Source organism: Yeguia hominis, assembly GCF_014384705.1.
Classification (GTDB): domain Bacteria; phylum Bacillota; class Clostridia; order Oscillospirales; family Acutalibacteraceae; genus Yeguia; species Yeguia hominis.
This window is the reverse complement of sequence record NZ_JACRSN010000011.1, coordinates 1-25,086: the sequence shown is the minus strand read 5'-3', so window position 1 is coordinate 25,086 and position 25,086 is coordinate 1. Positions and strand designations below refer to the sequence as shown.

Below are 25,086 nucleotides of genomic sequence, written 5' to 3'. Positions count from 1 at the left end.
ACATCCTGTTTTTACCAGCATATCACAGAGAGGACATATCTTTTGTTGTATTTTGTCTGTTACAATGGATTCTTTGTAATTTTGACACCGCGTCTCGGATATTTTTCGGGGGTCTGTCGTCTTTTTTCTATAACAATGAAAGTTCGGGTAATTTCATTAGAAATCGATTTTGTCACGATATTGGAAATCGATCCGCCGAGCAATTGAATTGCAGACTTCGCAGCATGTGCTTCGTCTATTCCGCCAGGACCCTTCATTGCAATAAAAGCGCCGCCTTGTTTTAAAAGTGGCAGACAATACTCAGCAAGGACATTCAGCGGTGCCACCGCGCGGGCCGTTACAATATCAAAAGTTTCCCGGTATCGTGGGTTTCTTCCGCACTCTTCTGCTCGCGCGTGTAAAAGCTCCGGCGAAAGAAAAAGCTTTTGGCAGAGCGCCTCTAAAAAAGTCAGCCTCTTTTGCAAGCTGTCAATCAGAACCATTCGAATATCCGGATGTAAAATCATAATTGGAACTCCAGGAAATCCGGCGCCGGTTCCGACATCTGCAAAGGAAAACACTTCTTTTTCAGGCAAAAAGGGTGCAAGCAAGAGGCTATCCAAAAAATGTTTGACCACAATTTCTTCCGGATCTGTAATGGCAGTCAAATTCATTTTTTCATTCCACATTATAAGCTCTTGCATATAAATTTGAAACAGATCGAGTTGATGTTCGGAAAGAGGAACTTGTTCTCTTTCCGCTTTTTGCTTCAGGGACTCGCGAATATCTGTCATGTTGTTTTCTCCCTTTTTGCCAGCTTTGTCATATAAATAAGCAAAACAGAAATATCAGCTGGGCTAACCCCGGAAATTCTCGAAGCTTGTCCGACGTTCATCGGACGGATCTTTTGAAGTTTTTCTTGTGCTTCGGTTCGCAGCCCCACAATCTGTTGGTAATCAATATCGCGCGGCAGCGTTTTTTCTTCTAACCGCCGCATCTCAGCGATGTCTGCCTTTTGGCGTTTGATATATCCCTCATATTTGATTTCAATTTCGACATTTTCAAAAACAGCTGCAGGAAGATCCGGACGCTGTACATCAATTGGCGCCAAATCTGCATAAGAAAGCTCCGGCCGGCGCAATAAATCCGTTAAACGTACGCCCGTTGTCACCGGGGATGTTCCACGTGAAACCAAAATAGCATTGAGCTCTCCCGTTGGTGAAAAGACTGTCTGATCTGCACGCGCGCGTTCCTGCTTTTTCAGCTCCTGTTTGTTTTGAAATTTCGCCCAGCGATCGTCGCTGATCAGTCCCAGCTCTCTTCCATAAGGCGTCAAGCGTTCATCCGCATTATCCTGACGCAAAACAAGCCGGTATTCTGAGCGGGAAGTCATCATCCTATAAGGATCATTTGCGCCTTTGGTCACAAGATCATCGATCAGTGTTCCAATATAGGAGGTCGCACGATCCAAAATAAAAGGTGACTGCCCCTTCACCTTTCTTGCAGCATTGACGCCGGCGACAAATCCTTGGACTGCTGCCTCTTCATAACCGGAACTGCCGTTAAACTGTCCTGCTCCATAAAGGCCGGGGAATTTTTGAAATTCCAGTGTTGCGTCCATTTGGGTGGGATCCACGCAATCGTACTCAATTGCATATGCAGAACGCATAATCTGCACATGTTCCAATCCTTTAATCGAATGATAAAACGCAATTTGGACATCTTCCGGAAGTGAAGACGACATCCCCTGCAAATACATTTCTTCTGTGTCCATGCCGCACGGTTCGATAAACAATTGATGGCGTTTTTTCTCGGAAAAGCGTACAATTTTATCTTCAATACTTGGACAATATCGCGGACCAATGCCTTCAATTTTTCCGCCATAAAGTGGAGAACGATGAATATTTTCTAAAATAATTCGCTTTGTTTCCTCATTGGTCCAACTAACATAGCAAACTGCTCGATTTTTTCCGGGTTCTTCTGTCTCATAAGAAAATGGAACGACCGGCTCATCGCCATATTGTGCCTCCAGGTCGGTAAAGTCAATACTGGACCGAAGTACTCTTGCAGGCGTTCCTGTTTTAAAGCGTCTGAGAGAAAGCCCCAATTTTTTTAAGGACGCACCTAAAAAAGACGCTGGAAACATTCCATCCGGTCCGCTGTCATAGCTGACGTCTCCAACATAAATTCGTCCACCCAAAAAGGTGCCGGTTGCAAGAATAACCGCTTTTGTCTGATAAACAGCATCCATACGGGTTACAACAGACCAGCTCTTATCTTCATTCTGAAAAATTTCCGTCACTTCCGCCTGTTTAACCTGCAAATTCTGCTGCAATTCCAGCTTATGCTTCATGATTTTACTGTATTCCCGACGATCGATTTGCGCGCGCAGAGAATGTACCGCCGGACCTTTTCCAAGATTTAGCATCCGGCTCTGCAAAAAACAGGCATCCGTCGTTTTTCCCATTTCACCGCCCAATGCATCGAGTTCCCGGACAAGATGTCCCTTTGCTGTTCCGCCGATACTCGGATTGCAAGGACAATTTCCAACCGCATCCATATTAATGGTAAAAACAAGAACCGACGCACCCAATCGGGCTGCCGCCAGACCCGCCTCAATTCCGGCATGTCCGGCTCCTATTACCGCAATATCAAAAATTCCAGCCGCATAACGCACCTATAAACGCTTCCCTTCTCAAAAGGAATTTATTTTCCAACGCAAAATTTTGAAAACACTTCATCAACAACTGTTTCAGACACTCTCTCACCGGTAAGTTCCAAAAAGGCAGAAATCGCACCCTCAACCGAAACCGTAACCGCATCAAAGGTCATTTCGGCAAGCACTGCTGTTTTTGCTTCCTCTAAACAGATTTCTGCTCTGCGAACTGCATCACGCTGCCGCTCTGTATACAGCATACCCTCTGAAGGATTCAAATGATTGGTATTTAAAATATCCGAAACCGCAGATTCAAGGGCAGAGAATCCCTCTCCTGTCTCTGCTGAAATATACACTAAGTATTTAAAATGTTTTTTTATACAATTTATATCTATTACTTGCGGCAAATCGACTTTATTGATCACTGCAATCGCAGGAAGACTGCCAATGGATTGAATTAAGTCCAGGTCTTCCTTTTCCAAATTTTCTGAAGAATCAAATACTGCAAATACAAGCTGCGCGGATTCCAATCTTTTCTTCGCGCGATCCACACCGATTTGTTCCACTGGATCTGCAGTTGTTCGAATTCCTGCCGTATCCGCAAGGCAAAGCGGAATTCCCCCTACCAACACGACTTCCTCCACGACATCCCGTGTGGTACCGGCATATTCCGTTACAATCGAACGTTCACAACCGGCCAATAAATTCATCAGCGTTGATTTTCCGACATTCGGACGTCCCACAATAACTGTTTTTACGCCTTCACGCAAAGCACGTCCGGCATCAAACTGGCTCAATAGCGTCTGACATTCCGAAAGTGCAAAATTAAGATCGGAAAGGAGGTCATCGGAAGTAATTTCCGGAACTTCGTCTTCCGGATAGTCCGCCCAAGCAGAAAGATGCGCCGCAGAAGCAACGAGACGTGACCGAATTTTTTGAATTCGCCGTGCAAGCGCGCCGCCGTTTCCTTCTGCTGCTGCGCGTGCAGCACTCTCACCCTGTGCAGAAATCATCTGCATCACGGCCTCTGCCCGCGTCAAATCCATTTTTCCGTTCAAAAAAGCCCGCCGCGTAAATTCTCCGGGATCTGCAGGAGCGGCACCCGCTGCAAATACCGTCGCGAGAAGCTGCTTTAAGACATACATGCCGCCATGACAGGAAAGTTCGACAACATCTTCACCCGTAAAGCTTTTTGGCGCTGTAAAAATTAAAGCAATTGCTTCGTCAATCCGTTTTCCTTCTGCATCGAAAACAGTTCCATAAAGAGCATGATATCCCGGCGTTTCCATCACAGAATGAGACCCTGCCGGAACAAATACGCGAGAGGCAATTGTTTTGGCATCCGACCCCGAAATTCGAATAATTCCTATTCCACCAGGCGCCTGTGCGGTAGAAATTGCCGCGATTGTCCTTCCATTTTCCACGGTTTTATCTCCATTCATCTCGAATTCTCAAAAGAAGTGGGGCGACTCGTTTCCGAACCGCCCCCACCGTAAAGATCATTCTTTATTCGCTACATCGATTTTTCCATATAAAAGCGCTGCACCGGCATCTGTCTTATTTTCTACCGGCTTTTCTCCAGCAGGCTTGTTCGCAGATGCCGAAGAACGAGGTCCGCGCCGATTGTCATTTGACCGTCCGCCGCTTTTTCCGCCGCGAGATTTGCCTTTATAACCACCACGGCGGCGATCATCATAACCACCGCGACGTTTCACTTCTCCGTCCACTGGACCTACAACAACATGGCGTGCGCTCTCTTCGCCTTCACTCCAGGACTTCGCACCTTCTACTGTCTGCACAGCAGTATGAATAATCCGGCGCTCATAGGGATTCATAGGCTCTAAAGAGAAGTTCCGTTTATTGCGGACCGCCTTTTCGGCCATTCTCCGTCCCAGATTTTCGAGTGTTTCCTTACGCTTTTCACGGTAATTTCCGACATCAAGCGTAATCCGATAATAGGAATTATCGACATGATTTGCAACCAAACCGGAAAGATACTGCAGCGCATCCAATGTTTCGCCGCGATGGCCAATGATAAATCCAATATCTTCGCCTGTCAATTGCAGCTGGGCACCATTTTCTTCCTCATGAATCGTAATTTCCGTGCCGTGGATTCCCATCTGTTCCAAAATGGATTTCAGATATTCTGCCGCCGCAGTAGCAGGGCTGGTCTTGATGAAAGCACGCACTCTCGCCGGACTTCCGCCGAAAATACCCAAAGTCTTTTTCACAGGGAAATTCAGAATATCGATTTCTGCCTCGTGTGACGGAACCCCCAATTCCTGACACGCCTTTTCAAAAGCCTGTTCTACGGTATCGCCAGTTGCGATCGCTTCTCTTAACACGAACATACACCCCCACATAAATCCTTCATGATTGATCATTGCAAAATTTCGTTCAAACACGCAAACACATTATTTATTTTTTTGATCCAAGATAATCGTCGGATTTTTTAACTGTTCCAGTTTTTTTCTTCTGTTTCGCAACAGGATTCTTCTTTTGTCCCTTCTCATTCTGAGATGGCTGACGCGCAAATAAATACTTTTCTTCCAAAGCCTTTTGTTCTGCATACGGAAGCGGCTTTACTGCGGCTTCATCCTGTACACGGAGCGCTGCGCGTTGTGCCTCCGCCTTTGCGCTTAATGCCGCAGGTCCGTAAAACACATTGGTGATCACGGACTGTACAAATCCTGTCAAAGAAGAAAGCACCCAGTAAAAACCAATTGCGGCAGGCATTACATAGGAAAAATAAACACTGATGAGGGGAAGCAAAAACATGCTGTATTTCATGCATCCCTGCTGTTGCTGCATTCCGGGCGAACGCTTTGTCATATAAAACTGCTGCGCCCATGCAGATACCAGACAAAGCACCGGAATCAGCCAGAGCATGGAAGAAAATGCGCTTCCCTTCGGTGTTCCAAGCAGATCCAACCCCAAAAACTGAAAGCTGTTTGACAGCTCTTCGATTTTTATAAGCTGTGATTCCGTAAATATTTCTGCAAGCGCCGGTTTTAACTCCGAAAAATGCTTTACAATTTCTATCTCGCTGTAAAAATTGTTTGCAGCAAAATTGGAACCGATTCCCGGAAGATGAACCAGAACGTCAGAGGCTTTCTGCACCACATCCGCGCTGATATGCAAGACGTTTTTCAGCGGAAAAACCACCGCGTAATAAAGACCGAGCATAATCGGGAACGGAATTAAAGTCGTCAAACACCCGCTGGCAGGATTGATGCCCTCTTTTTGATACAGATTCTGCAGTTCCTCGTTGTATTTTACTTTATTGTCTCCATACTTTTTCTGGAGCTCTTTCTGCTTGGCGGCAAGTTTTCCCTGCGCAGCCATTGACTTTTGCTGCTTGATGGAAAACGGGAACATAATCAGTTTCAGGATGATGGTAAAGAGAATAATTGCAACGCCGTAATTTCGGACGATGATATAAAAGAACCAAAGCAAATATCCTAGGATATTACCGAAAAAATTAAAAATCTGCACCAAAACGCAAATCAACTCCTTGTGTTTCCATCATTGAAACGATTCTTTTTTCTTTTTTCCGGAACAGGATCATATCCGCCGCGGCTAAAGGGATTACAGCGCAAAATCCGCCAAACAGCCAGCGCAGTTCCCTTAAAAATACCGAACCGTTTTAAGGCCTCTACCGCATAAGCTGAACAAACCGGATAAAATTTACAGGTCGGGGCTTTTTTCAGAGGAGAAAGATAATTCTGATATCCCCGTATCAGCCAGATCAGCGGTTTACCCATTCGGATGGATAACTTTTCCTGACAGCCGCAATCATCCTTCTTTTTCAAAATTGATTACTCCGATTTTCCGAAGCTGCTTTTCCATTTCCGGCAGCAATTCCGTACTTTTTATATATGCGGTCTTTGTGCGTGCGACAAAAATCAGATCTGTCCCCTTTTTTATCCGCGGCGCCAAAGTCCGGAACGCTTCCCGGATAATGCGGCGAGATCGATTACGCAAAACGGCATTTCCAACCTTTTTCCCGGTTGTAATTCCAATCCGTACGCATCCTTCGCGATTTCTGCCTGCATAAGTTACCAGCGTTCGTCCCACAACAGACTTTCCTCTTGTATACAACCGGCGAAAATCACGATTTTCACAAATAGAATGATATAACTTCATACAGCAACCACGCATTTTTTCTTTGCAAACAAAACGTACAGACTTTTGATAAAAAGAAAGGCCACACTACGGTGGCCTATAACGACGATATTTTTATCATCGCCATACAATTTGCCGCAAGCTTATAGGAGCAACGTACCTTAGTAGGTCAAACGTGCTCTTCCCTTTGCTCTGCGGCGAGCCAGAACTTTACGGCCGTTTCTGTCCGCCATTCTCTTTCTGAAACCATGCTCCTTTTTCCGATGGAGCTTCTTCGGCTGATAGGTTCTCAGCATTTCGGAACCCTCCTTTCGGGGTACAAACCTTGCGATACAATATTATATAGAAAGAATTGATTTCTGTCAACCTGCTTTTATAAAAAAAACACGGTATCTTCTTGATTTTTTCTCCTTTTTTAAAATGTTTTTCGTGATTTTTTCGAAGATAAAGAGGATTCAATTTTTTCATACCACAAGATACAGTTTTATCTTTCTCAATAAAAAAATAAAAGAATTTTTGAAAGCGAAATAACTTTTTTGGAAAGTTGAAAACCACTATTTTTTGTGTTATCATAATATCATTGCTTTTTATGCCCATTTTTATTTGATCTTAAATTTAAGAATCCTAGATTTTCTGCTTTTTCTCTGAGAAAAGCAGCAGTCTGAAAGAACTAAAGGAGATGAAAGAATGGATTCTTTCACAGAAGCGTGGGAATATGTCTGCCAGTATTGCAGAGAACGAATTGCGGAGGTTGCCTATCAGACATGGATCAGCCGAATTCAGCCTGTCAATATGGATTTTGCCTCTGGCGTCGCAATTTTGGAAGTTCCAAATGAATTTCATAAAAAAACCCTGCAACGCTGTTATTTTCATCTTTTAGAAGAAGCATTTCAGCAAATTTTCGGCTCTGATATTGAAATCCGCCTCTTTTTGCCGGAAGAACTCTCTACTGAAGAAAAAGAAGAAAAAAAGCAGAATACAGACGACTACGAATACACGTTTGAAACGTTTATTGTCGGCTCTTCCAATAAATTTGCCCATGCCGCTGCAATGGCCGTTGCCACTAAGCCGGCCGCACTCTACAATCCGTTCTTTATTTACGGAAATTCCGGACTCGGAAAAACACACCTTTTGAATGCAATCCGCAATGAAATTTCAAAATCGTTTCCCGAAATGAGCATTATCTATATTAAAGGAGATGAATTTACTAACGAGCTCATTGAAGCAATCAAGCGCGGTACACAGCCTGAATTTCATCAGAAATATCGAAAAGCGGATGTTCTTCTGATGGATGATATTCAGTTTATTGCAGGACGGGAATCTACACAGGAAGAATTTTTCCATACATTCAATACGCTGTATGAATCCAAAAAGCAGATTGTTCTGACGTCGGACAGGCCCCCAAGAGATATTGCAACACTGGAAGACCGTCTGAAAACCCGGTTTGAATGGGGCCTTACTGCGGATATTCAGCCGCCGGATTTTGAAACGAGAATTGCCATCATTAAAAGAAAAGCGGAAACCCTGCAGTTTGACGTACCGGATAATGTGAGCGAATATATTGCTAACAAAATTAAAAGTAATATTCGGCAGCTGGAAGGAACCATTAAAAAGCTCTATGCCTATTATCTTTTACAGGGAAAGGCGCCCAGTATCAATATGGCACAGGCTGCGATCAGCGACATTATCAATAACGATCAGCCGACACCAGTGACCATTGAGAAAATTATTGAGGAGGTTGCCCGTACTTTCGGCGTCACACCGGAAGATATTCGTTCGGAAAACCGGCGTGCGCAGATTTCCAATGCCCGGCAGGTTGCGATTTATGCGGTCCGGGAAATCACACAGATTCCTTACGAAGCAATTGGAAAAGAATTTGGAAATCGGGATCACTCTACCATTGTCTATGCACTGCAGCAGATGGATAAAAAAATTGCAAAAGATTCCAAAACCAAGGCGACGGTCGAAGATATCATAAAGAATATCCGAAACCTGTAGTCAATTCTTTTTCCTATTTTTCTTTTAACAAGTTTTCAACTTTCCCCACAGAGTTTTCCACAGCGCTGTTTAAAAGATTTTAGTTTTCCATTCTTTTCACTTTCTTCAAACAATCCAAAATGAAAAACTCCACTGCGTTTTTTGAGTAATTTCCTTGCTTTTTTGAATTTTTAAACAATTCAAGGCCCTCTACTACTACTGCTGACTTAAAAAAGATTAGAATACATAGAAATGATTCCGATCATTTCAGGAAGGTGCAAACTTATGAAACTGACATGCAATCGGCAAGAACTGACGCAGGCGCTTTCCAATGTACAGCGTGCTGTTTCTTCAAAATCCTCCATTCCGGCGCTCGAAGGCATTTTACTTCGCACCGATGGATCCATGCTTATCATCTGCGGATATGACTTAGAAATTGGAATGACAACCGGCATCGAGGCTTCCTGCAGCGAAACCGGCAGCGTTGTCCTCAATGCGAGACTTTTTGCAGATATTATCCGTCGTTTACCGGAGGACTCCGTTCTGATTATGAGCGACGAAAAAAATGTAACAACCATCGTAAGCGGACAAAGCCAGTTCTCAATTCCGGGAATTCCGGCAGAAGAATATCCGGAACTTCCAGTTGTTACGGATACCGTTTCGATCTCTCTGCCTCATAATATTTTAAAAAGCATGATTCGGCAGACAATTTTCGCCGTAGCAGAAACAGATACCAATCCGGTTCACACCGGAACCATGTTTGAAATCAGTGATCAGACGATCCGGCTAATTTCTGTAGACGGATTCCGTCTGGCCGTCCGTTCAGAACCGATTTCCTGTACGGAAGAAATGAAATTTGTTATCCCCGGAAAAACACTTTCTGAAATTTCAAAACTGCTGCGGGACGACGATGAAGATGTTTCTCTCAAAGTAAGCCGGCGTCACATTCTCTTTGAAATCGGAGATTATATTGTTCTTTCCCGCCTTTTGGAAGGCGATTTTCTGGATTATCGCGCTGCAATTCCCAAAACAAGCGCAACAGAAGTTGTTTTGCAAACCCGAGCATTTATGGACAGCGTCGAGCGCGTTTCGCTGCTGATCAACGACCGGCGCAGAATTCCGGTTCGCTGTATTTTTGAAAATCAGGAAGTTAAAGTTTCCTGTGAAACAGAAATCGGCCGCGCAAATGATCAATTTCCTGCTGAAATTTCCGGAGAAGGCGTGGAAATGGGATTTAATAACCGATATCTTCTGGATGCACTGCGCAATTCAGAAGATGACGAGGTGAAAATTCAGCTCAACGGACCGATTAGCCCGATGACGATTCTTCCAAAAGAAGGGGACGCTTTCCTTTTCTTAGTACTTCCGGTACGTCTGTAAGCGGATTAAAGGTGTGATGCGTACTTGAAAATCAGTCAATTTGCATATCAAAATTTCAGAAATCTGCAGGACGGAATGTTTTCTCCGCAAGAGGGTGTCAATGTTATTTACGGGAAAAACGCCCAGGGAAAGACGAATTTGTTGGAAGCCATGTGGATTTTTACCGGAGGACGCTCTTTTCGCGGAGCAAAGGACGCAGAATTTCTTCGGATGAACGCTTCTCAGAAAAAAGTCACGCTTTCCATGCAATTTTTTTCAGGAGAACGGGAACAGCAGGCGGAACTTTTTCTAGAAGACGGAAAACGGACGTCTTCTTTAAACGGCGTGAAGCGCAAAGGGTCAGCTTGTCTCGTAGGAAATTTCTGCGCGGTCATTTTTTCTCCGGAACATTTATCGTTCGTAAAGGGCGGACCACAGCTGCGCCGCAGTTTTCTCGACAGTGCAATTTGTCAGATAAAACCGCTTTATTCCAAGTTGTTGTATCGATATCAGCATACGCTGCAGCAACGAAATTCTCTGCTGAAGGACATTCCTCGTCACCGGGAATTATTGGATACTCTTGAAATCTGGGATGAGAAGCTTGCCCACTACGGCAGTTCTATTTTGCAGGAACGGCTGTCCTATACAGAACGGATTGGCGCTGCTGCACAGAAAATTTATGAAGGAATTTCCGGCGGCAAAGAGGCCATTACACTTTCTTATCAAAGCTCTGCAGGAATGCCGGTTCCTGCGGAACAGAATTTTTATGATTATCTGATTTCTTCTTTGCAGCATCGGCGCGCAGAAGATCTTTCCTGCGGATTTACACTTTCCGGCCCTCATCGGGACGATTTGGATATTTTTATTGATGGAGCGTCCGCGCGCGCTTTTGGATCACAGGGACAGCAAAGAAGTATTGTCCTGGCAATGAAATTTGCAGAAGCACAAATTTTATCCAGTGTATTAAATGAGCCGCCAATTTTGTTTTTGGATGATGTGATGAGTGAATTGGATACCTTCAGGCAGGATTATCTTTTCAATCATCTGCACGGACATCAGGTTTTTATAACTTGCTGTGATCCGGAAAATATCCGTTCTTTTGAGAATGGTTCCCTGTTTCGGATGGAAAAAGGGGTACTGCTACAGGAGGAAACATCATGTATTTGCATTTAGGACAGGATACCGTAGTCCGTACCGATGAAATCATCGGCATTTTTGATATGGAAACTTCGACGATTTCAAAAATTACGAGAAATTATTTGGGCATTGTCCAAAAAAAGGGATATGTCGTCAATGTTTCGGAAGAACTTCCGAAAGCTTTCGTGCCATGTATCGATAAGGATGGAAAAAAAACAGTTTATATCTCTCAAATTTCTACTTCAACGCTTTTAAAACGGACAAACTATATTCATGACCTTTCCAACGTTTAAAAGAGCGGAATATCGGAAAGAAGGTACGCGAATGAAAAGTTTTCGAAAACCTGTATGCCCTTATTGCGGAAAAAAAGTCGACCTGATGACGACATGGATGCTGCGCAGACAGGGCGAATATCGGTGTCCCCGCTGCAGAGGGGTATCCACCATTGTTTTGGATATGAAAACGTCTTTTTTGGCGGTTGCTGCGGTGATTACAGCTTTACTGATTTTTCTGATTATTCGAGTTATTCTTCAGAAAGTGACGCTTTGGACAATTTTTTGGGTTTTAATTCCATTTCTTATTTTCTATATTCTCAGCGTATTTCTGGTGCGGCTAAAACGCCCGGTTGTACGAAAGGTTCCAAAAAGAGACGCTGGAAAAAGAAAACCGTCGCGTTCCGTACCGCCTTCAGCCCGTTGGAATGAAGGAGATTCTATGGAACATACGCGAATTTTATAACGTTTTTTACGATCAGATTTATGGAATGTCATATTGCCACAGGAGGTTTTAAATTTTGAAAGACTTCAGCGAAATTACGCAGGCACAACAAAATTATGATGAGAATCAAATTCAGGTATTGGAAGGACTGGAGGCTGTTCGGAAGCGTCCGGGAATGTATATCGGATCAACAGGACCGCGCGGACTGCATCATCTTGTCTATGAAATCGTCGATAACTCGATCGATGAAGCTTTAGCCGGATTTTGTGATCGGATTGAAGTTAAAATTCTTCCCGGAAATATTATCAGCGTAGAAGACAACGGCCGCGGTATTCCAGTAGGAATTCAGCAGAAAACCGGACTTCCTGCAGTGACGGTTGTCTTTACGATTCTGCATGCCGGCGGAAAATTCGGCGGTGGCGGATACAAGGTTTCCGGCGGACTCCACGGCGTTGGCGCATCGGTTGTCAATGCGCTTTCTATCTGGCTTGAGGTAGAGGTCTATCACGAAGGACACCGGTATTTTCAGCGTTTTGAACACGGAAAAGCGATAACGAAACTGGAAGATCGCGGTCCCAGCGCAGATCCGAACCGTACCGGAACGGTTGTTCGCTTTTTGGCGGATCCGGAAATTTTTAAAGAGACAACGGAATATGATTATGAAACACTGCAAACGCGTCTGCGGGAACAGTCTTTTCTTAATGCCGGAATTCGGATTGTTTTGACAGATACACGTGATCCGGAAAATATTTTGGAAAGTGATTTTCACTATGAGGGCGGCGTCAGCAGTTTTGTTGATTATATCAACAAAAAGAAATCTGCAGAAGTTGTGCATCCGGATATTATCCATTTTATCGGCGCTGCGGCCGACGGAAATGCAACTGCGGAAATTGCAATGCAGTATAATGACAGTTATAACGAATTATTATTGTCATTTGCAAATAATATTCACACAACAGACGGCGGTACCCACGAGGATGGCTTTAAACGCGCTTTGACCCGTGTGATGAATGATTATGCCAGAAAATATAATATTATCAAAGAGAACGATAAAAATTTTTCCGGCGAAGATGTTCGAGAAGGACTGACGGCGGTCATCAGCGTAAAATTAAAAGAAGCGCAGTTTGAAGGTCAAACGAAAGCCCGCCTCGGAAATACAGAAATCAGCGGACTGGTCAGCGGATTGATCAATGAAAAACTGACCACTTATCTTGAGGAAAATCCTGCGACGGCGAAAGCTATTTTTGAAAAGGCGCTTGCTGCCTCCCGTGCACGGGAAGCGGCAAGAAAAGCCCGTGATCTTGTACGCCGGAAATCTGCGCTTGAGTCTGCTTCTCTTCCGGGAAAACTTGCGGACTGTCAGTCAAGAAATCCGGAAGAAACCGAAATTTATATTGTCGAGGGAGATTCTGCAGGCGGCTCCGCAAAAGGCGGACGCGATCGGAAATTCCAGGCAATTCTTCCTTTGTGGGGGAAAATGCTCAACGTTGAAAAAGCCCGTCTCGACAAAGTATATGGAAATGAAAAGTTAATGCCGGTTGTCACTGCGCTCGGCTGCGGAATCGGAGAAGAATTTGATCTAAGTAAACTGCGCTATGGCAAAGTCATTATTATGGCCGATGCGGATGTCGACGGATCACACATTCGGACGCTTCTTTTGACGTTTTTTTTCCGGTTTATGCGTCCTCTGGTCGAAGAAGGCCATATTTATCTCGCACAGCCTCCGCTGTATCGGGTCAGCAAAGGCAAAAATCATTATTATGCCTATACGGATTCGGAACGCGACGTTTTGATGGAACAGCTTTCCGGAAACTATGAAATCCAGCGCTATAAAGGTCTTGGTGAAATGGATTCCGAACAGCTTTGGGAAACGACTATGAATCCGGACACCCGAATGATGCTTCGAATCGAAGTGGAGGACGCTGCGCTTGCAGATGAAGCGTTTACCATTTTGATGGGAGATAAAGTCGAACCCCGCCGGGAATTCATCGAAAAAAATGCAAAATATGTGCAGAATTTGGATATTTGAGGACTTACTATGAAATTTCGCTACATATTGGAACAAAAGGATCTATATCAGGTGCTAAAGGAAACCGGGTATATAAAAACTGTTGGAAAACGTGCGGTTTTGGAAACCGGAATTTTATCTATCCTGTTTATTGGCTTTTTGATTTGCTTTTTTGTGACAAAAGATTTTCGAAATTTGTTTTTCGCAGTCATCAGTGCGGTTTTTGGAATTGTGATTTGGATTGTTCCGGAATTTCTTCTTCAGCGAAAAGCAAAGTCGGAAGCGGAAAGCAAAACGGTATTTGAGGGGACTTTGGAAGACGATTTTCTTTCCATTACCTGTCATGGTGAAACGCTCAAATTTCCGCTCAATCAGACTTGTCTTTATCGAAATTGCGGGGAATTGCTGATTTTTTATACAGCAGAAAAAAAGATGGCAGTATTTCCGCTGCATTGTTTGGAAAATGAGAAAAGAGAGCCGTTTTTAAACGCTGTACGGGAAGGATTTCTGCCGTATTCCCAGTAAACTCCGAAAAGAAAGGGAGGAAAAAGGTGCCGACATTTTATGAGGGAGAACCGATTGCAACCTTTACTTTTCAAGTGGAAGAATCTGACTTTCAGGAAGCCTTGTTTTTAGAACTGAATTTTCGGTCTAATATGCACAGACAGGAAGTGAAAGTCGGAATCTGTGCGACACTGGCAATTCTTTTTGCGGCAATGATTCCGATTTTCTACGGAAGGTTCAGAAGTTTCTGGATGCCGATGATTGCTGTAGGCTTTGTCGTGATTTTGGGGCTGTTCTTTCTTTTTTGGCAGCCTAAAAGTCTTCGGCAACTCGGCGCGGAATTTTATCGTTCGAATCAGCTGCTCTCTAAAAAGCAAACAGCTTCGGTCTATCGGGACAGCCTGATCTATCAGAATGACTGTGAAACAATCACACAGTATTGGACGGATTTCGATCGGTGTATAGAAAATAAATCCGGCCTTCTTTTGGTCGGCGGAGAGCATCGTTTGCTGATTTTAAAGACAGACGTTCTTTCCGAAGAAAAACAAAAACAGATATCAGAACATATGCAAGCAGTGTTTGCTTCCAAATATCATCGGGTAAAACGATAATGGAGGTGTTGCACGTTGGAATCGATTACCGTAAGTTATCTTCCGACAAAAGAAGATTACGTTGCATATAAAACCGCTATGGATAAGGCTGCCTGGAAAGAACAGAACAACCGGTTTATCCGATTGCTGCAAATTTTGGGATCTGCCGTCTTTCTATACGGACTGATCAAATTGGCAATGGCAGTTTTATCGGGCGGCCGGATGGGCCAGAATTTTTTAAATGCCATTTTGATTCTAGGCGGCGTCTATTTGATTCTTTACCCCGATATTTTGCGTCCCGCACTTGTAAAAAAGGCGGCGGTAGCTTATTATGATACACATGGAGAAAAAATGATTTCTGCGCAAATGCAATTTACAGCAGAAACTCTGAAAATGACAACAGACCGCTATGCTGCGTATTTTCCCTATACAATGCTCTGGCGTGTCTATGAAGATCAAAAAATCATTCTTTTTTATACAGGTATCGGAGAAGCACGATATCTTCCGAAGCGGGTTTTGTCAGCGGAAGAGCTGGAAACCCTGCATGTGTTTCTCCGGTCCGTACAAAAAATATAGAAAGATCAAAATTATTAGAGAGTAATCGGAGATAAAAACCGAATTTCAAACAGGAAGGTGCCTTCATGGACGAATTACAGCAGGAGCAGCAAGCAGAACGAATTCAAAATGTCGATTTGGAAAAGGAAATTAAAAAGTCCTTTTTAGCGTATTCCATGTCCGTTATTGTTTCGCGTGCACTTCCCGATGTGCGGGATGGATTGAAGCCGGTTCACCGCCGGATTTTGTATACCATGTACGAGAACAGCCTCTGGCCGGAGAAACCTTACCGAAAGTGTGCAGATACGGTTGGAACCGTATTGGGACGATATCATCCGCACGGTGACGCGTCGGTCTATGACGCGTTGGTTCGTCTGGCACAAGATTTTTCAATGCGGTATATGCTGGTGGACGGACACGGAAACTTTGGTTCGGTGGACGGAGATCCCCCGGCGGCTTATCGTTACACAGAGGCCAGAATGAGCAAGCTGTCTGTCGAAATGCTGACAGATATTGATAAGGAGACCGTTGACTTTTCTCCGAACTATGACGACCGTTTAAAAGAACCGAATGTGCTTCCCTCCCATTTTCCGAATCTTTTGGTAAACGGATCAACCGGAATCGCGGTTGGTATGGCGACGAATATTCCGCCGCATAATATGGGTGAAGTCATTAATGGAATGTGCCGTCTGATCGACAACCCGGATATTCCGCTGGACGAATTGATGGAAAGCATTCAGGGACCGGACTTCCCGACCGGCGGCGTGATTATGGGCCGCAGCGGAATTCGTGCGGCTTATGCGACCGGACGCGGTCGAATTACGGTAAGAGCCCGGACAGAAATTGAGGAAGGAAAAGACGGCCGATCCAAAATTATTGTTACGGAAATTCCGTATCAGGTCAATAAGGCGCGCCTGATTGAAAATATCGCGGATTTGGTAAAAGAAAAACGGATTGAAGGTATTACAAACGTAGAAGACCATTCTGACCGCAACGGCATGTATATTGTCATCGATGTGCGCCGGGACGCTTCTCCGCAAATTGTGCTCAATCAGCTGTTTTCTTATACGCAACTCCAGACTACATTCGGCGTAATTATGCTGGCGATCGTCAACGGTGAGCCGAAAACGCTGACGCTGAAACAAATTTTACAGGAATATATCGATTTCCAGGAAAGCGTCATTGTGCGGCGCACGCAGTTCGATCTGCGCAAGGCGCAGGAACGGATGCACATTTTGGAAGGTCTCAAAATTGCCGTTGACAATATCGACGAAATCATTCGGATTATCCGCACATCGAAAGATCGTCCGGAAGCCCGTATGAGAATGACAGAACGGTTTGGACTCGACGATATTCAGACACAGGCAATTGTACAGATGCCGCTTGGAAGCCTGACCGGTCTGGAAAGACAAAAACTCGAGGATGAAATTCATACGCTCGGCGAAAAAATTGAAGATTATCTGGATATCCTTGCAAACCGCAGCCGCGTTTTGGCAATCATCAAGGATGAAGCACTCGTCATGAAGAAAAAATTCTCGGATGAACGCCGGACAGAAATTATGGCCGTATCCGGAGAAGTCGATATCGAAGATTTGATTCCGCAGGAAGAGTGCGTCCTGACGCTGACAAACTTCGGTTATGTCAAGCGCCAAAAGGTCGATATGTACAAGCTGCAGCGCAGAGGCGGGCGCGGTGTCAATGGTATGACACGGCGTGACGAGGATGTGGCAACTGAAATGTTTGTCATTAACAGCCATGACTATGTAATGTTCTTTACCGATCTCGGACGGGTATATCGGCTGAAATGCTATGAGGTTCCGGAAGGATCTCGTACCGGACGCGGCATGAATATTGCAAATCTCTTGCCGCTTGCTCCGGGAGAAAAAGTGACCTCTATGATTCGAGTCCCGCAATTTGAAGAGGGAAAATATCTGGTAATGGTCACGCGCAATGGCGTCATCAAGCGGACTGCCCTGGAAGCCTATAACACGGCGCGGAAGGGCGGTTTGATTGCGCTGACGCTGGACGAAGGCGACGTATTGAGCTGGGTCAAGATGACAGACGGAAATTCTGAACTGATTGTTGCGACGAAGAAGGGAATGGCAATCCATTTTGCAGAGACGGATGTCCGCGAAATGGGACGGACTGCGCGCGGCGTAAAAGCTATTACACTTCGGGAAGGCGACTGTGTCGTCGGAATGTCCCGTGTCCGTGAAAACGGATTGGTACTGACCGTTTCTGAAACCGGATACGGACGGCTTTCTCCGGTTTCGGACTACCGGATGCAGAGCCGCGGCGGTAAGGGAATTATCAATTATCACACCGAAAAATACGGGGAAGTTGCGGCAATTCGGACAGTGGATCTGGACGATGATGTCATCATGATTTCGGCAGACGGCGTAATTATCCGGATTATGGCCAGCTCGATCCGCGTTTGTGCGCGTCCGAGTAAGGGCGTTCGCGTCATGCGGATTACCGGAGAAGAAAATAAGGTTGTGACCATTGCCCGCGCACCGCACGATGAAGAAGAAGTCGACGATGTAGAAGTAGAAGACGACGGTTTTGCTGAAGATGCTGCAGACGCAGTCGTCGAGGAACCGGAAGAAGAAATTCTGCCGGTGGATGATGCAGAAGAATAAATTAGGAAAGTTTTGCCTCACACGGATTTTCTGTGTGAGGTAAAATCGTCTGGAAGAAGAATTGCTAAAGGAGATCAAGAAATATGAAAATTATTATTGTCGGTGACGGAAAAGTCGGTCTGACTCTGACAGAACAGCTTTCCAGTGAGGGACATGATCTGGTCGTCATCGACAGCAATGCAGAGGTCCTGCAGGATTCCTTGGAATCTTTTGACGTGATGGTAGTCAGCGGAAACGGTGCGAGTTTGCGTGTATTAAAAGAGGCTGGTGTGCAGGATGCAGACCTTTTGATTGCGGCGACTTCTCTGGATGAAATCAATCTTTTAAGCTGCATGACGGCGAAAAAGCTGGGATGCGGAAGAACGATTGCACGGGTTCGAAATCCGGAGTATAAAGAGCAAATTGCGCAGTTTGGCCATGACTTTGGCATCAGTATGGCCATTAATCCGGAAGAGGCAGCAGCGCGTGAGATTTATCATATGCTGCAATTTCCTTCTTCTATTAAGCGGGAATTTTTTGCTAAAAGCAAAATTGAGCTGGTAAAGCTGAAAGTCCCGGCAAATTCTTTGGTGGTCGGCCAGCCTTTGACCAATTTATATAAGCTTTCCAAATTAAAAGTCCTCGTCTGCGCTGTCGACCGCGGCGGAGAAGTCTTTATTCCCGGAGGAAACTTCATCCTCCGCGCAGGAGATCTCATTTATGTCACAAGTGAAACGGCAAAGCTGGCAGCACTCATTAAATTTTTGGGAATTGAAACACAAAAAATTCGAGATGTCATGCTGATTGGCGGCGGACAGATCGCCTATTATCTTGCAAAATGGCTTTCCGCCTCCAATATGAATCTGAAAATTATTGAGAAAAATTACGAGAAATGCGTCCGGCTTGCGGAAAATTTTCCAAGGGCATTGGTCATTCACGGAGATGGCAGTGCATATAAGCTTCTGGAAAAAGAAGGTATCGGAAAAATGGATTCGGTGATTTCTTTGATTGGAATTGACGAATTTAACATGATTATTTCGATGTATGCGCAAAATCTCAATGTTCAGAAAGTGATTACCAAAATTGACAGAACGGAAAATTCTGAAATTATCAAAAAGTTTGGAATGGAATCCATCGTGTGCCCGAAACTAATTGCCTGCAACGACGTTTTGCGGTATGTCCGTGCGATGGATATCCGTTCTGAAAATACCATCCGAACGCTGCTGCGCCTTTTGGATGGACGTGTGGAAGCGCTGGAATTTACCGTAACAGAAGATACGATGAACCTAAATACGCCCTTAAAAGATGTTCCTCTGATTCGGGAAACCCTGGTTGCCTGTATTGTACATCGAGGAAGAGTCTTATTCCCCGGTGGTGACGATCATATTGAACGGAATGATTCCGTTATCATTATTTCGTCGGCAAAAAACCGGATTAAAAGACTGAATGATATTTTTGTGAAATAAGGAGCCGGAAAGAAACGATTATGAATTTCAGGATGCTTTCCAAATTAACTGGATATATCTTATTTATTGAAGCTGCAGCCATGACGCCTGCACTGGGATTTTCCATGATTTATGGAGAAAGAACCGCAATACGGGGTTTTATAACTGCGATGCTTCTGACAGTAATTGTGGGTGCTTTGTGTATGCTTCCGAAGCCTCGTATAAAACAACTATATGTCGCAGAGGGATTTGCAGTTACGGTCATTTCTTGGATCCTGATGGCTTTTTTCGGATCGCTGCCATTCCTTTTCAGCGGTGTAATTACAAACCCCATTGATTGCTTTTTTGAGACGATGTCCGGCTTTACGACGACGGGAGCCAGTATTTTGCCGGAAGTGGAATCTCTGCCGAGAGGCATTTTGTTTTGGCGGTGCTTTACGCATTGGATTGGCGGCATGGGGGTTCTGGTCTTCTTATTGGCGTTACTGCCAAACAGCGGCGGAAAGGGATATTCTCTGCATTTATTGCGTGCAGAAAGCCCCGGTCCCGACGTCGGAAAGCTGACGCCGAAACTCCGCCGCAGTGCGATGATTCTCTATATTATTTATATCGTGCTGACGATTGTTCAGATGATTTTTTTGCTTTGCGGCGGAATGCCGGTATTTGACAGTATTTGTACCGCAGTGGCAACTGCCGGAACCGGAGGATTTGGCATCAAGAATGCAAGCCTTGCAGGATATTCTCCGTATTTGCAAATGGTAACAGCGGTATTTATGATGCTGTTTGGAATCAATTTCAGTATTTTTTATTTTATTTTAATTCGGGAAGTCAAAGCGATACTGCACGATGAAGAATTATGGCTTTATCTTGCACTGGTTGTTGTTTCGACAACGGTTATCTTACTCGACATTCTTCCGCTCTATCAGAATGTTTCACAAGCATTCCGCGATGCCTTTTTTCAGGTAACCTCCGTGATGTCTACGACCGGATTTGCAACGACAGATTTTGATAAATGGCCGGATTTTTCAAGAGGCGTCCTGCTTTTGCTGATGATGATAGGCGGTTCTGCGGGTTCTACCGCGGGCGGGTTTAAGGTATCAAGAGTGTTAATTCTGATCAAATCTCTTAGGCAGGAAATTAGCCGGACACTGCATCCCGGCGCGGTCAGAATCGTACGGCTGCGCGGGCGTCCGATTGAAAAAACCGTACAGAGCACGGTCGGCGTCTACACAACCGCTTATTTTGGATTAATTGTGCTGTCTTTTATCTTGGTGCTTTTGGACAATAAAGGGCTGTTTACAAGTTTGAGCGCAGTCATTACGTGTTTTAATAATGTTGGTCCGGGATTTGATCTGGTTGGTCCGACAAAGAATTTTTCAATTTTTTCCGGATTTAACAAATTGGTTCTCTCTCTGGATATGCTGCTCGGACGGCTTGAAATTTTTCCTGTTTTGGCGATTCTTTCTCCTTCAATCTGGAAAAAAAGTCTTTCCAATCTCCGGGAAGGAGAAGATTAAATTAAAATATTTTTGGAAAGCTCGCGTAGGGTGTGGCAGGAATGCTGCATCTGCGCGCTTTCTTTTTCATTGAGCGGAAGAACAAGCACTTCTCGAATGCCCTGCCGGTTTAAAATACAGGGAACGCCGGCGTAAACCCCGGATTCTCCATATTCTCCGTTGAGCGCAGCAGAAACAGTCAGAATGCTGTTTTCGTCTCCAAGAAGCGCTCGGGTAATTCGAAGCAAAGAAAGTCCGATTCCGTAATACGTTGCTTTTTTTGCCTGGATAATTTTTTGAGCCGAATTACGGACTTCATTTTCAATTGCATAAAGCGGTTCCTTCTGAAATTTTCCGTGCGAGGTATCGCAAATTTCAGCGAGAGACTTTGTCGCGAGATAGGCTTGCGACCATGCGACAAATTCGGTCTCGCCGTGTTCTCCTAAGACATAGGCGTGGACATTTCGTGGATCAACGGAAAAATATCCGCCGACCAGATAACGCAGGCGCGCGGTATCCAAAGCAGTGCCGGAACCGAGAACCCGTCCGGCGGGAAGGCCGGAAAGTTTGTGTGCAATTTGCGCCATGATATCTACAGGATTGGTTGCAATGAGCAGAATTCCATGAAAACCGGATTCCATCAGCGGTTCGATGATGGATCGAAAAACTTCCGCATTTCTTTGCAGAAGCGCCGTCCGTTCTTCTCCTGGTTTTTGTGCAACGCCGGCGCAGATGACGGCAATGTCCGCATCTTTGCAGTCCGGATAGGTTCCGGCGGATATTTTCATATGAGAGCCCGAAAAGGCAAGCCCATGATTCAAATCCATCGCTTCTCCTTCAGCACGGGTTTTGTCGAGATCGCAAAGAATCAATTCATCGCAGGCATTTTGATTTAATAGGGTATAGGCATAACTCATGCCGACCATTCCGGTTCCAATGATAACAATTTTTCGGCTATTCATGATTATTTTCTCCTTTTACAGGACTTTTTTAGAAGCAGATACCGATCTTATTTTGTCCGCAAAGTAAAAAATTACGAATGAAAATTGAAGAAACGACGAATTTGTGATAAGATATTCCTGATTTTTTAGATACGGATTGTCGTGCGGATCGAAAAGCGGGGATGAATTTGAAAAATCTGATTTTGTCGGCAAATATTGTGCTGCCTCTGTTTATCATTATGGGCCTCGGCTATGGTGCAAAACAGCTGAAGCTGATTGACGACCATGCCATTGAAAAAATGAATAATCTGACCTTTCGGATTTTTGTCCCGGTGATGATTTGCGAAAATATTATGACGGCGGATGTCAATTTAGAGGCAAATCCGTGGATTTTCGTGTTTGTTGCGTGCGGTCTTGTGTTTTTGTTTTTGGTGAGTTGGCTGTTTGTATCGCATTTTGAACCGGATAGCAAAAAGAAATCCGTGATGATCCAGGGTATGTTCCGGGGAAATTATGTATTGTTCGGAATTCCGCTGGTAAAAGCCATTTGTCCGGACCAGGATACGGCAATTGCCTCCCTTTTGGTCGTGGTGGCGGTTCCGATGGTAAATGTTCTTTCTGTAATTGTGTTGGAAGTCTATCGCGGCGGAAAAATGAATCCGAAAAAAATTCTCAAAGGCATTTTAACCAATCCGCTGATTTTATCCTCGTTTCTCGGATTTTTGCTTTTAAAACTGCAAATTTCCTTTCCGCATGTAATCATGAAGCCGATTTCTGATATAGCAGGCATTGCGACGCCGCTGGCGCTGTTTATTTTGGGCGGTTCGTTTACCTTTTCCAAAGTGGAAGGGAATCTTCGTCAGCTTACGGTTATGCTGATCGGAAAACTGATTGCTGCGCCGGCAATTTTTGTAACGTTGGCTGCGTTGATTGGATTTCGCGGACCGGATCTGGCCAGTTTGATGGTTGCATTTGCCGCGCCGGCTGCGGTGAATTCTTATACGATGGCACAGCAAATGGGGGGAGATGCAGAACTTGCCGCAGAACATGTCGTTTTTTCTTCTGCGTTTTCGATTGTCACGATTTTTTTGATGGTTTTTGTCGGCAAACAGCTGGCTTTATTTTAAGAAATGAAAATTTTAAAATTGATTTGGCAAACTAGAGCCAAAGCTCATATGAAGTATCAATTTTTTGAAATACAGTTTTAATTTTCAACAGAAGGATGGACGGATTGTGGAAAAACAGGAAAAATTACTTCTCATTGTCAATCTGCACGCAGGCATGATGAAGATTAAAGCAGCGCTGCCCGATATCATTGACCTATATTGCAGACAAAATCAGGACGTAACCGTATACACAACCAGCGGAAAAGGAGACGCGACGCGAATTTGCAGGGAACGCGGCATGCTTTTTGATGCCGTTGTTTGCTGCGGCGGTGACGGAACGCTCAATGAGGTTCTTTGTGGACTTTTACCGCTTGAAAATCCGCCGATGGTCGGATATATTCCCGCGGGCACGACAAACGATTTTGCATCCAGCATGAAGATTCCCTCAAATCTGCTGGAGGCCGCCCGGCGCGCAGTGTGTGGTACGCCGACACCGATTGATGTCGGACAGTTTAATTCGCGGTATTTTTCCTATGTTGCCTCGTTTGGAGCCTTTACAGAAAGCTCTTATGCGACACCGCAGTATGTGAAAAACGCGCTTGGACATCTGGCCTATATCATAGAAGGGATGAAGGATCTGCATACCATTCATCCTTATCAGATGAAAATTACAGTTGAAAATCAAACTTGGGAGGATGAATATCTCTTCGGATGCGTCAGCAATTCTACATCCATCGGCGGAATTGTGAAACTCAGCGAATCGGCCGTGGATATGCGTGACGGAAAATTTGAGGTCATGCTGATTAAGAGTCCGAAAAATGCGGCAGAGACGCAAAAAATTATTTTAGGCATTTTGACACACCAATTTGATGGGGAAGTGATTAAATTCTTCCCAACTTCAGAGATTGCATTTTATTCGAAAAATCAGCTTCCCTGGACGCTTGACGGCGAATATGAAGCGGGTTCTACAGAAATTCAGATTCGAAATTTGCATGAAGCAATCCAGATGCGCATTTAAGAAGAGAACAGCTTTTTTGAAAAATAGAAGATTCGCTTGCTTTTACAGGAGGCGGAAGGTATAATTATTCTCAGAATTCCGAATATATGGACGGAGGAAAATACATGAATTTGAAAAAAGTATCGATTTTAATGCTGGCGTTTTGCCTGCTCGTAATTTTTACTGCCTGTGGTGCCGGAGATTGGAGAAACCAGTCTTCTGAACCTGCAAATGCCGATGAAAGCAGTTCTTCTGCGCCCGCCGAAGTTTCTCAGGATGACTATGAAGACTCATTGGACGGTCTTTGCAAGTATCTGAAAGATTCGGAAATTATCAGTGGGGATGCAACTGAAATGCGTGCGGATATGATCGGTGCAGAAGCTGGAAACATGTACGTGCATTCCTTTGAAGGCGGAAGCGTTACGGTAGAGCTTTATGCTTATGATTTGGATCATTTAAACGATACGGGAAAATCCATGCTGGATTCTATCAAGAAAAACGGAACATTTACGCTGCTCGGAACAGAAACGCCTGCAATTCTTTCGGATAATGGAAAATATCTGATGATCTACAAAGATGCGAAAAATGACGATGTCAATGTTGCACAGAAAGCGCGTGCGGAAAAGCTGTTCCGTGAATTTAAAAAATGAGTCCGAACGATGACAAAAATTCGGGAAAAGGATCTTTGCTGTGAGCGTTTTGAGTTTTTGCTATAAAGAAAGCCTTGCAATCCATTTTCATGTGGACTATCCTCATCAAAACGGACAGTGAAAAAAAGCACCTCCTGTTGTAGAATAGAAACTACAACAGGAGGTGCAGTCATGTCGAGAGGAGATACGAAAGCAGAGGCGCTCAGCGAAGAAGTGTTCCGGCGAA

24 protein-coding genes are annotated in these 25,086 nt (G+C 44.6%); 15 read left to right on the top strand and 9 right to left on the bottom strand.

Annotated elements, in window-relative coordinates:
* Positions 1-59: 59 nt before the first annotated feature.
* The 8 genes from rsmG to rpmH form a co-directional block, all read right to left on the bottom strand.
* Positions 60-773: a 16S rRNA (guanine(527)-N(7))-methyltransferase RsmG gene (gene rsmG / locus IAG03_RS08250; RefSeq protein WP_249319641.1), complete on the bottom strand. Its 714-nt coding sequence runs from the start codon at positions 771-773 to the stop codon at positions 60-62.
* Positions 770-2,656, bottom strand: a complete 1,887-nt coding sequence (gene mnmG / locus IAG03_RS08245) for a tRNA uridine-5-carboxymethylaminomethyl(34) synthesis enzyme MnmG (protein ID WP_249319640.1) — start codon at positions 2,654-2,656, stop codon at positions 770-772. Before mnmG ends, rsmG begins: the two co-directional genes overlap by 4 nt.
* Before the next feature lie 29 nt (positions 2,657-2,685).
* A complete protein-coding gene (gene mnmE, locus IAG03_RS08240; RefSeq protein WP_249319639.1) occupies positions 2,686-4,059 on the bottom strand; it encodes a tRNA uridine-5-carboxymethylaminomethyl(34) synthesis GTPase MnmE in 1,374 nt (457 codons plus the stop codon).
* Positions 4,060-4,134: 75 nt separating this feature from the next.
* Positions 4,135-4,986, bottom strand: coding sequence for an RNA-binding cell elongation regulator Jag/EloR (gene jag, locus IAG03_RS08235; RefSeq protein WP_249319638.1), 852 nt, complete (start codon positions 4,984-4,986; stop codon positions 4,135-4,137).
* Positions 4,987-5,053: 67 nt separating this feature from the next.
* Entirely contained in the window at positions 5,054-6,130 is a 1,077-nt protein-coding gene (locus IAG03_RS08230) for a YidC/Oxa1 family membrane protein insertase (RefSeq protein WP_249319726.1), read from the bottom strand.
* Positions 6,131-6,141: 11 nt separating this feature from the next.
* The gene (gene yidD / locus IAG03_RS08225) at positions 6,142-6,399 is read right to left on the bottom strand and encodes a membrane protein insertion efficiency factor YidD (RefSeq protein WP_249319725.1); all 258 of its coding nucleotides are present in this window, start codon (positions 6,397-6,399) and stop codon (positions 6,142-6,144) included.
* A gap of 31 nt (positions 6,400-6,430) precedes the next feature.
* The gene (rnpA, locus tag IAG03_RS08220; protein WP_249319637.1) at positions 6,431-6,781 is read right to left on the bottom strand and encodes a ribonuclease P protein component; all 351 of its coding nucleotides are present in this window, start codon (positions 6,779-6,781) and stop codon (positions 6,431-6,433) included.
* 140 nt (positions 6,782-6,921) lie between these two features.
* Complete coding sequence (rpmH, locus tag IAG03_RS08215; RefSeq protein ID WP_191538552.1) at positions 6,922-7,056, bottom strand: 50S ribosomal protein L34; 135 nt, start codon at positions 7,054-7,056, stop codon at positions 6,922-6,924.
* Between the two features lie 391 nt (positions 7,057-7,447).
* Here rpmH and dnaA point away from each other — a divergent pair, with 391 nt between their 5' ends.
* From dnaA to IAG03_RS08155, 12 genes are all read left to right on the top strand, one after another.
* Positions 7,448-8,758, top strand: coding sequence for a chromosomal replication initiator protein DnaA (gene dnaA, locus IAG03_RS08210; RefSeq protein ID WP_249319636.1), 1,311 nt, complete (start codon positions 7,448-7,450; stop codon positions 8,756-8,758).
* Between the two features lie 264 nt (positions 8,759-9,022).
* On the top strand, positions 9,023-10,117 hold the full coding sequence (gene dnaN, locus IAG03_RS08205; RefSeq protein ID WP_249319635.1) for a DNA polymerase III subunit beta: 1,095 nt from the start codon (positions 9,023-9,025) through the stop codon (positions 10,115-10,117).
* Positions 10,118-10,141: 24 nt separating this feature from the next.
* Positions 10,142-11,269, top strand: a complete 1,128-nt coding sequence (recF, locus tag IAG03_RS08200) for a DNA replication/repair protein RecF (RefSeq protein WP_249319634.1) — start codon at positions 10,142-10,144, stop codon at positions 11,267-11,269.
* Complete coding sequence (remB, locus tag IAG03_RS08195; protein WP_249319633.1) at positions 11,254-11,526, top strand: extracellular matrix regulator RemB; 273 nt, start codon at positions 11,254-11,256, stop codon at positions 11,524-11,526. The genes recF and remB overlap by 16 nt, the downstream gene beginning before the upstream one ends.
* 93 nt (positions 11,527-11,619) lie before the next feature.
* Positions 11,620-11,937, top strand: coding sequence for a hypothetical protein (locus IAG03_RS08190; RefSeq protein WP_249319632.1), 318 nt, complete (start codon positions 11,620-11,622; stop codon positions 11,935-11,937).
* A gap of 89 nt (positions 11,938-12,026) precedes the next feature.
* On the top strand, positions 12,027-13,979 hold the full coding sequence (gyrB, locus tag IAG03_RS08185; RefSeq protein WP_283243077.1) for a DNA topoisomerase (ATP-hydrolyzing) subunit B: 1,953 nt from the start codon (positions 12,027-12,029) through the stop codon (positions 13,977-13,979).
* A 9-nt stretch (positions 13,980-13,988) separates the two neighbouring features.
* Positions 13,989-14,483, top strand: a complete 495-nt coding sequence (locus IAG03_RS08180; RefSeq protein ID WP_249319631.1) for a VirB3 family type IV secretion system protein — start codon at positions 13,989-13,991, stop codon at positions 14,481-14,483.
* 26 nt (positions 14,484-14,509) lie between these two features.
* Positions 14,510-15,073: a YcxB family protein gene (locus IAG03_RS08175; protein WP_249319630.1), complete on the top strand. Its 564-nt coding sequence runs from the start codon at positions 14,510-14,512 to the stop codon at positions 15,071-15,073.
* Positions 15,074-15,088: 15 nt separating this feature from the next.
* Positions 15,089-15,628, top strand: coding sequence for a YcxB family protein (locus tag IAG03_RS08170; RefSeq protein WP_249319629.1), 540 nt, complete (start codon positions 15,089-15,091; stop codon positions 15,626-15,628).
* Between the two features lie 65 nt (positions 15,629-15,693).
* Entirely contained in the window at positions 15,694-18,246 is a 2,553-nt protein-coding gene (gene gyrA, locus IAG03_RS08165; protein ID WP_249319628.1) for a DNA gyrase subunit A, read from the top strand.
* An 83-nt stretch (positions 18,247-18,329) separates the two neighbouring features.
* Positions 18,330-19,691 carry a Trk system potassium transporter TrkA gene (trkA, locus tag IAG03_RS08160; RefSeq protein ID WP_249319627.1) on the top strand — a complete coding sequence of 454 codons (1,362 nt, stop codon included), beginning with the start codon at positions 18,330-18,332 and terminating at the stop codon, positions 19,689-19,691.
* Positions 19,692-19,711: 20 nt separating this feature from the next.
* Positions 19,712-21,187, top strand: a complete 1,476-nt coding sequence (locus IAG03_RS08155; protein WP_249319626.1) for a TrkH family potassium uptake protein — start codon at positions 19,712-19,714, stop codon at positions 21,185-21,187.
* Here IAG03_RS08155 and IAG03_RS08150 read toward each other — a convergent pair.
* Positions 21,184-22,128 (bottom strand): L-lactate dehydrogenase, encoded by a 945-nt coding sequence (locus IAG03_RS08150; protein ID WP_283243076.1) that lies wholly within the window; start codon positions 22,126-22,128, stop codon positions 21,184-21,186. The two genes, IAG03_RS08155 and IAG03_RS08150, sit on opposite strands and share 4 nt — an antisense overlap.
* A gap of 167 nt (positions 22,129-22,295) precedes the next feature.
* Between IAG03_RS08150 and IAG03_RS08145 the strand changes: the two genes are divergently transcribed.
* The 3 genes from IAG03_RS08145 (at position 22,296) to IAG03_RS08135 (ending at position 24,860) form a co-directional block, all read left to right on the top strand.
* Positions 22,296-23,234 (top strand): AEC family transporter, encoded by a 939-nt coding sequence (locus IAG03_RS08145; RefSeq protein WP_249319625.1) that lies wholly within the window; start codon positions 22,296-22,298, stop codon positions 23,232-23,234.
* 106 nt (positions 23,235-23,340) lie between these two features.
* Positions 23,341-24,231, top strand: coding sequence for a YegS/Rv2252/BmrU family lipid kinase (locus IAG03_RS08140; protein WP_249319624.1), 891 nt, complete (start codon positions 23,341-23,343; stop codon positions 24,229-24,231).
* Between the two features lie 104 nt (positions 24,232-24,335).
* Positions 24,336-24,860: a hypothetical protein gene (locus tag IAG03_RS08135; protein ID WP_249319623.1), complete on the top strand. Its 525-nt coding sequence runs from the start codon at positions 24,336-24,338 to the stop codon at positions 24,858-24,860.
* The last annotated feature ends 226 nt before the right edge of the window (positions 24,861-25,086 follow it).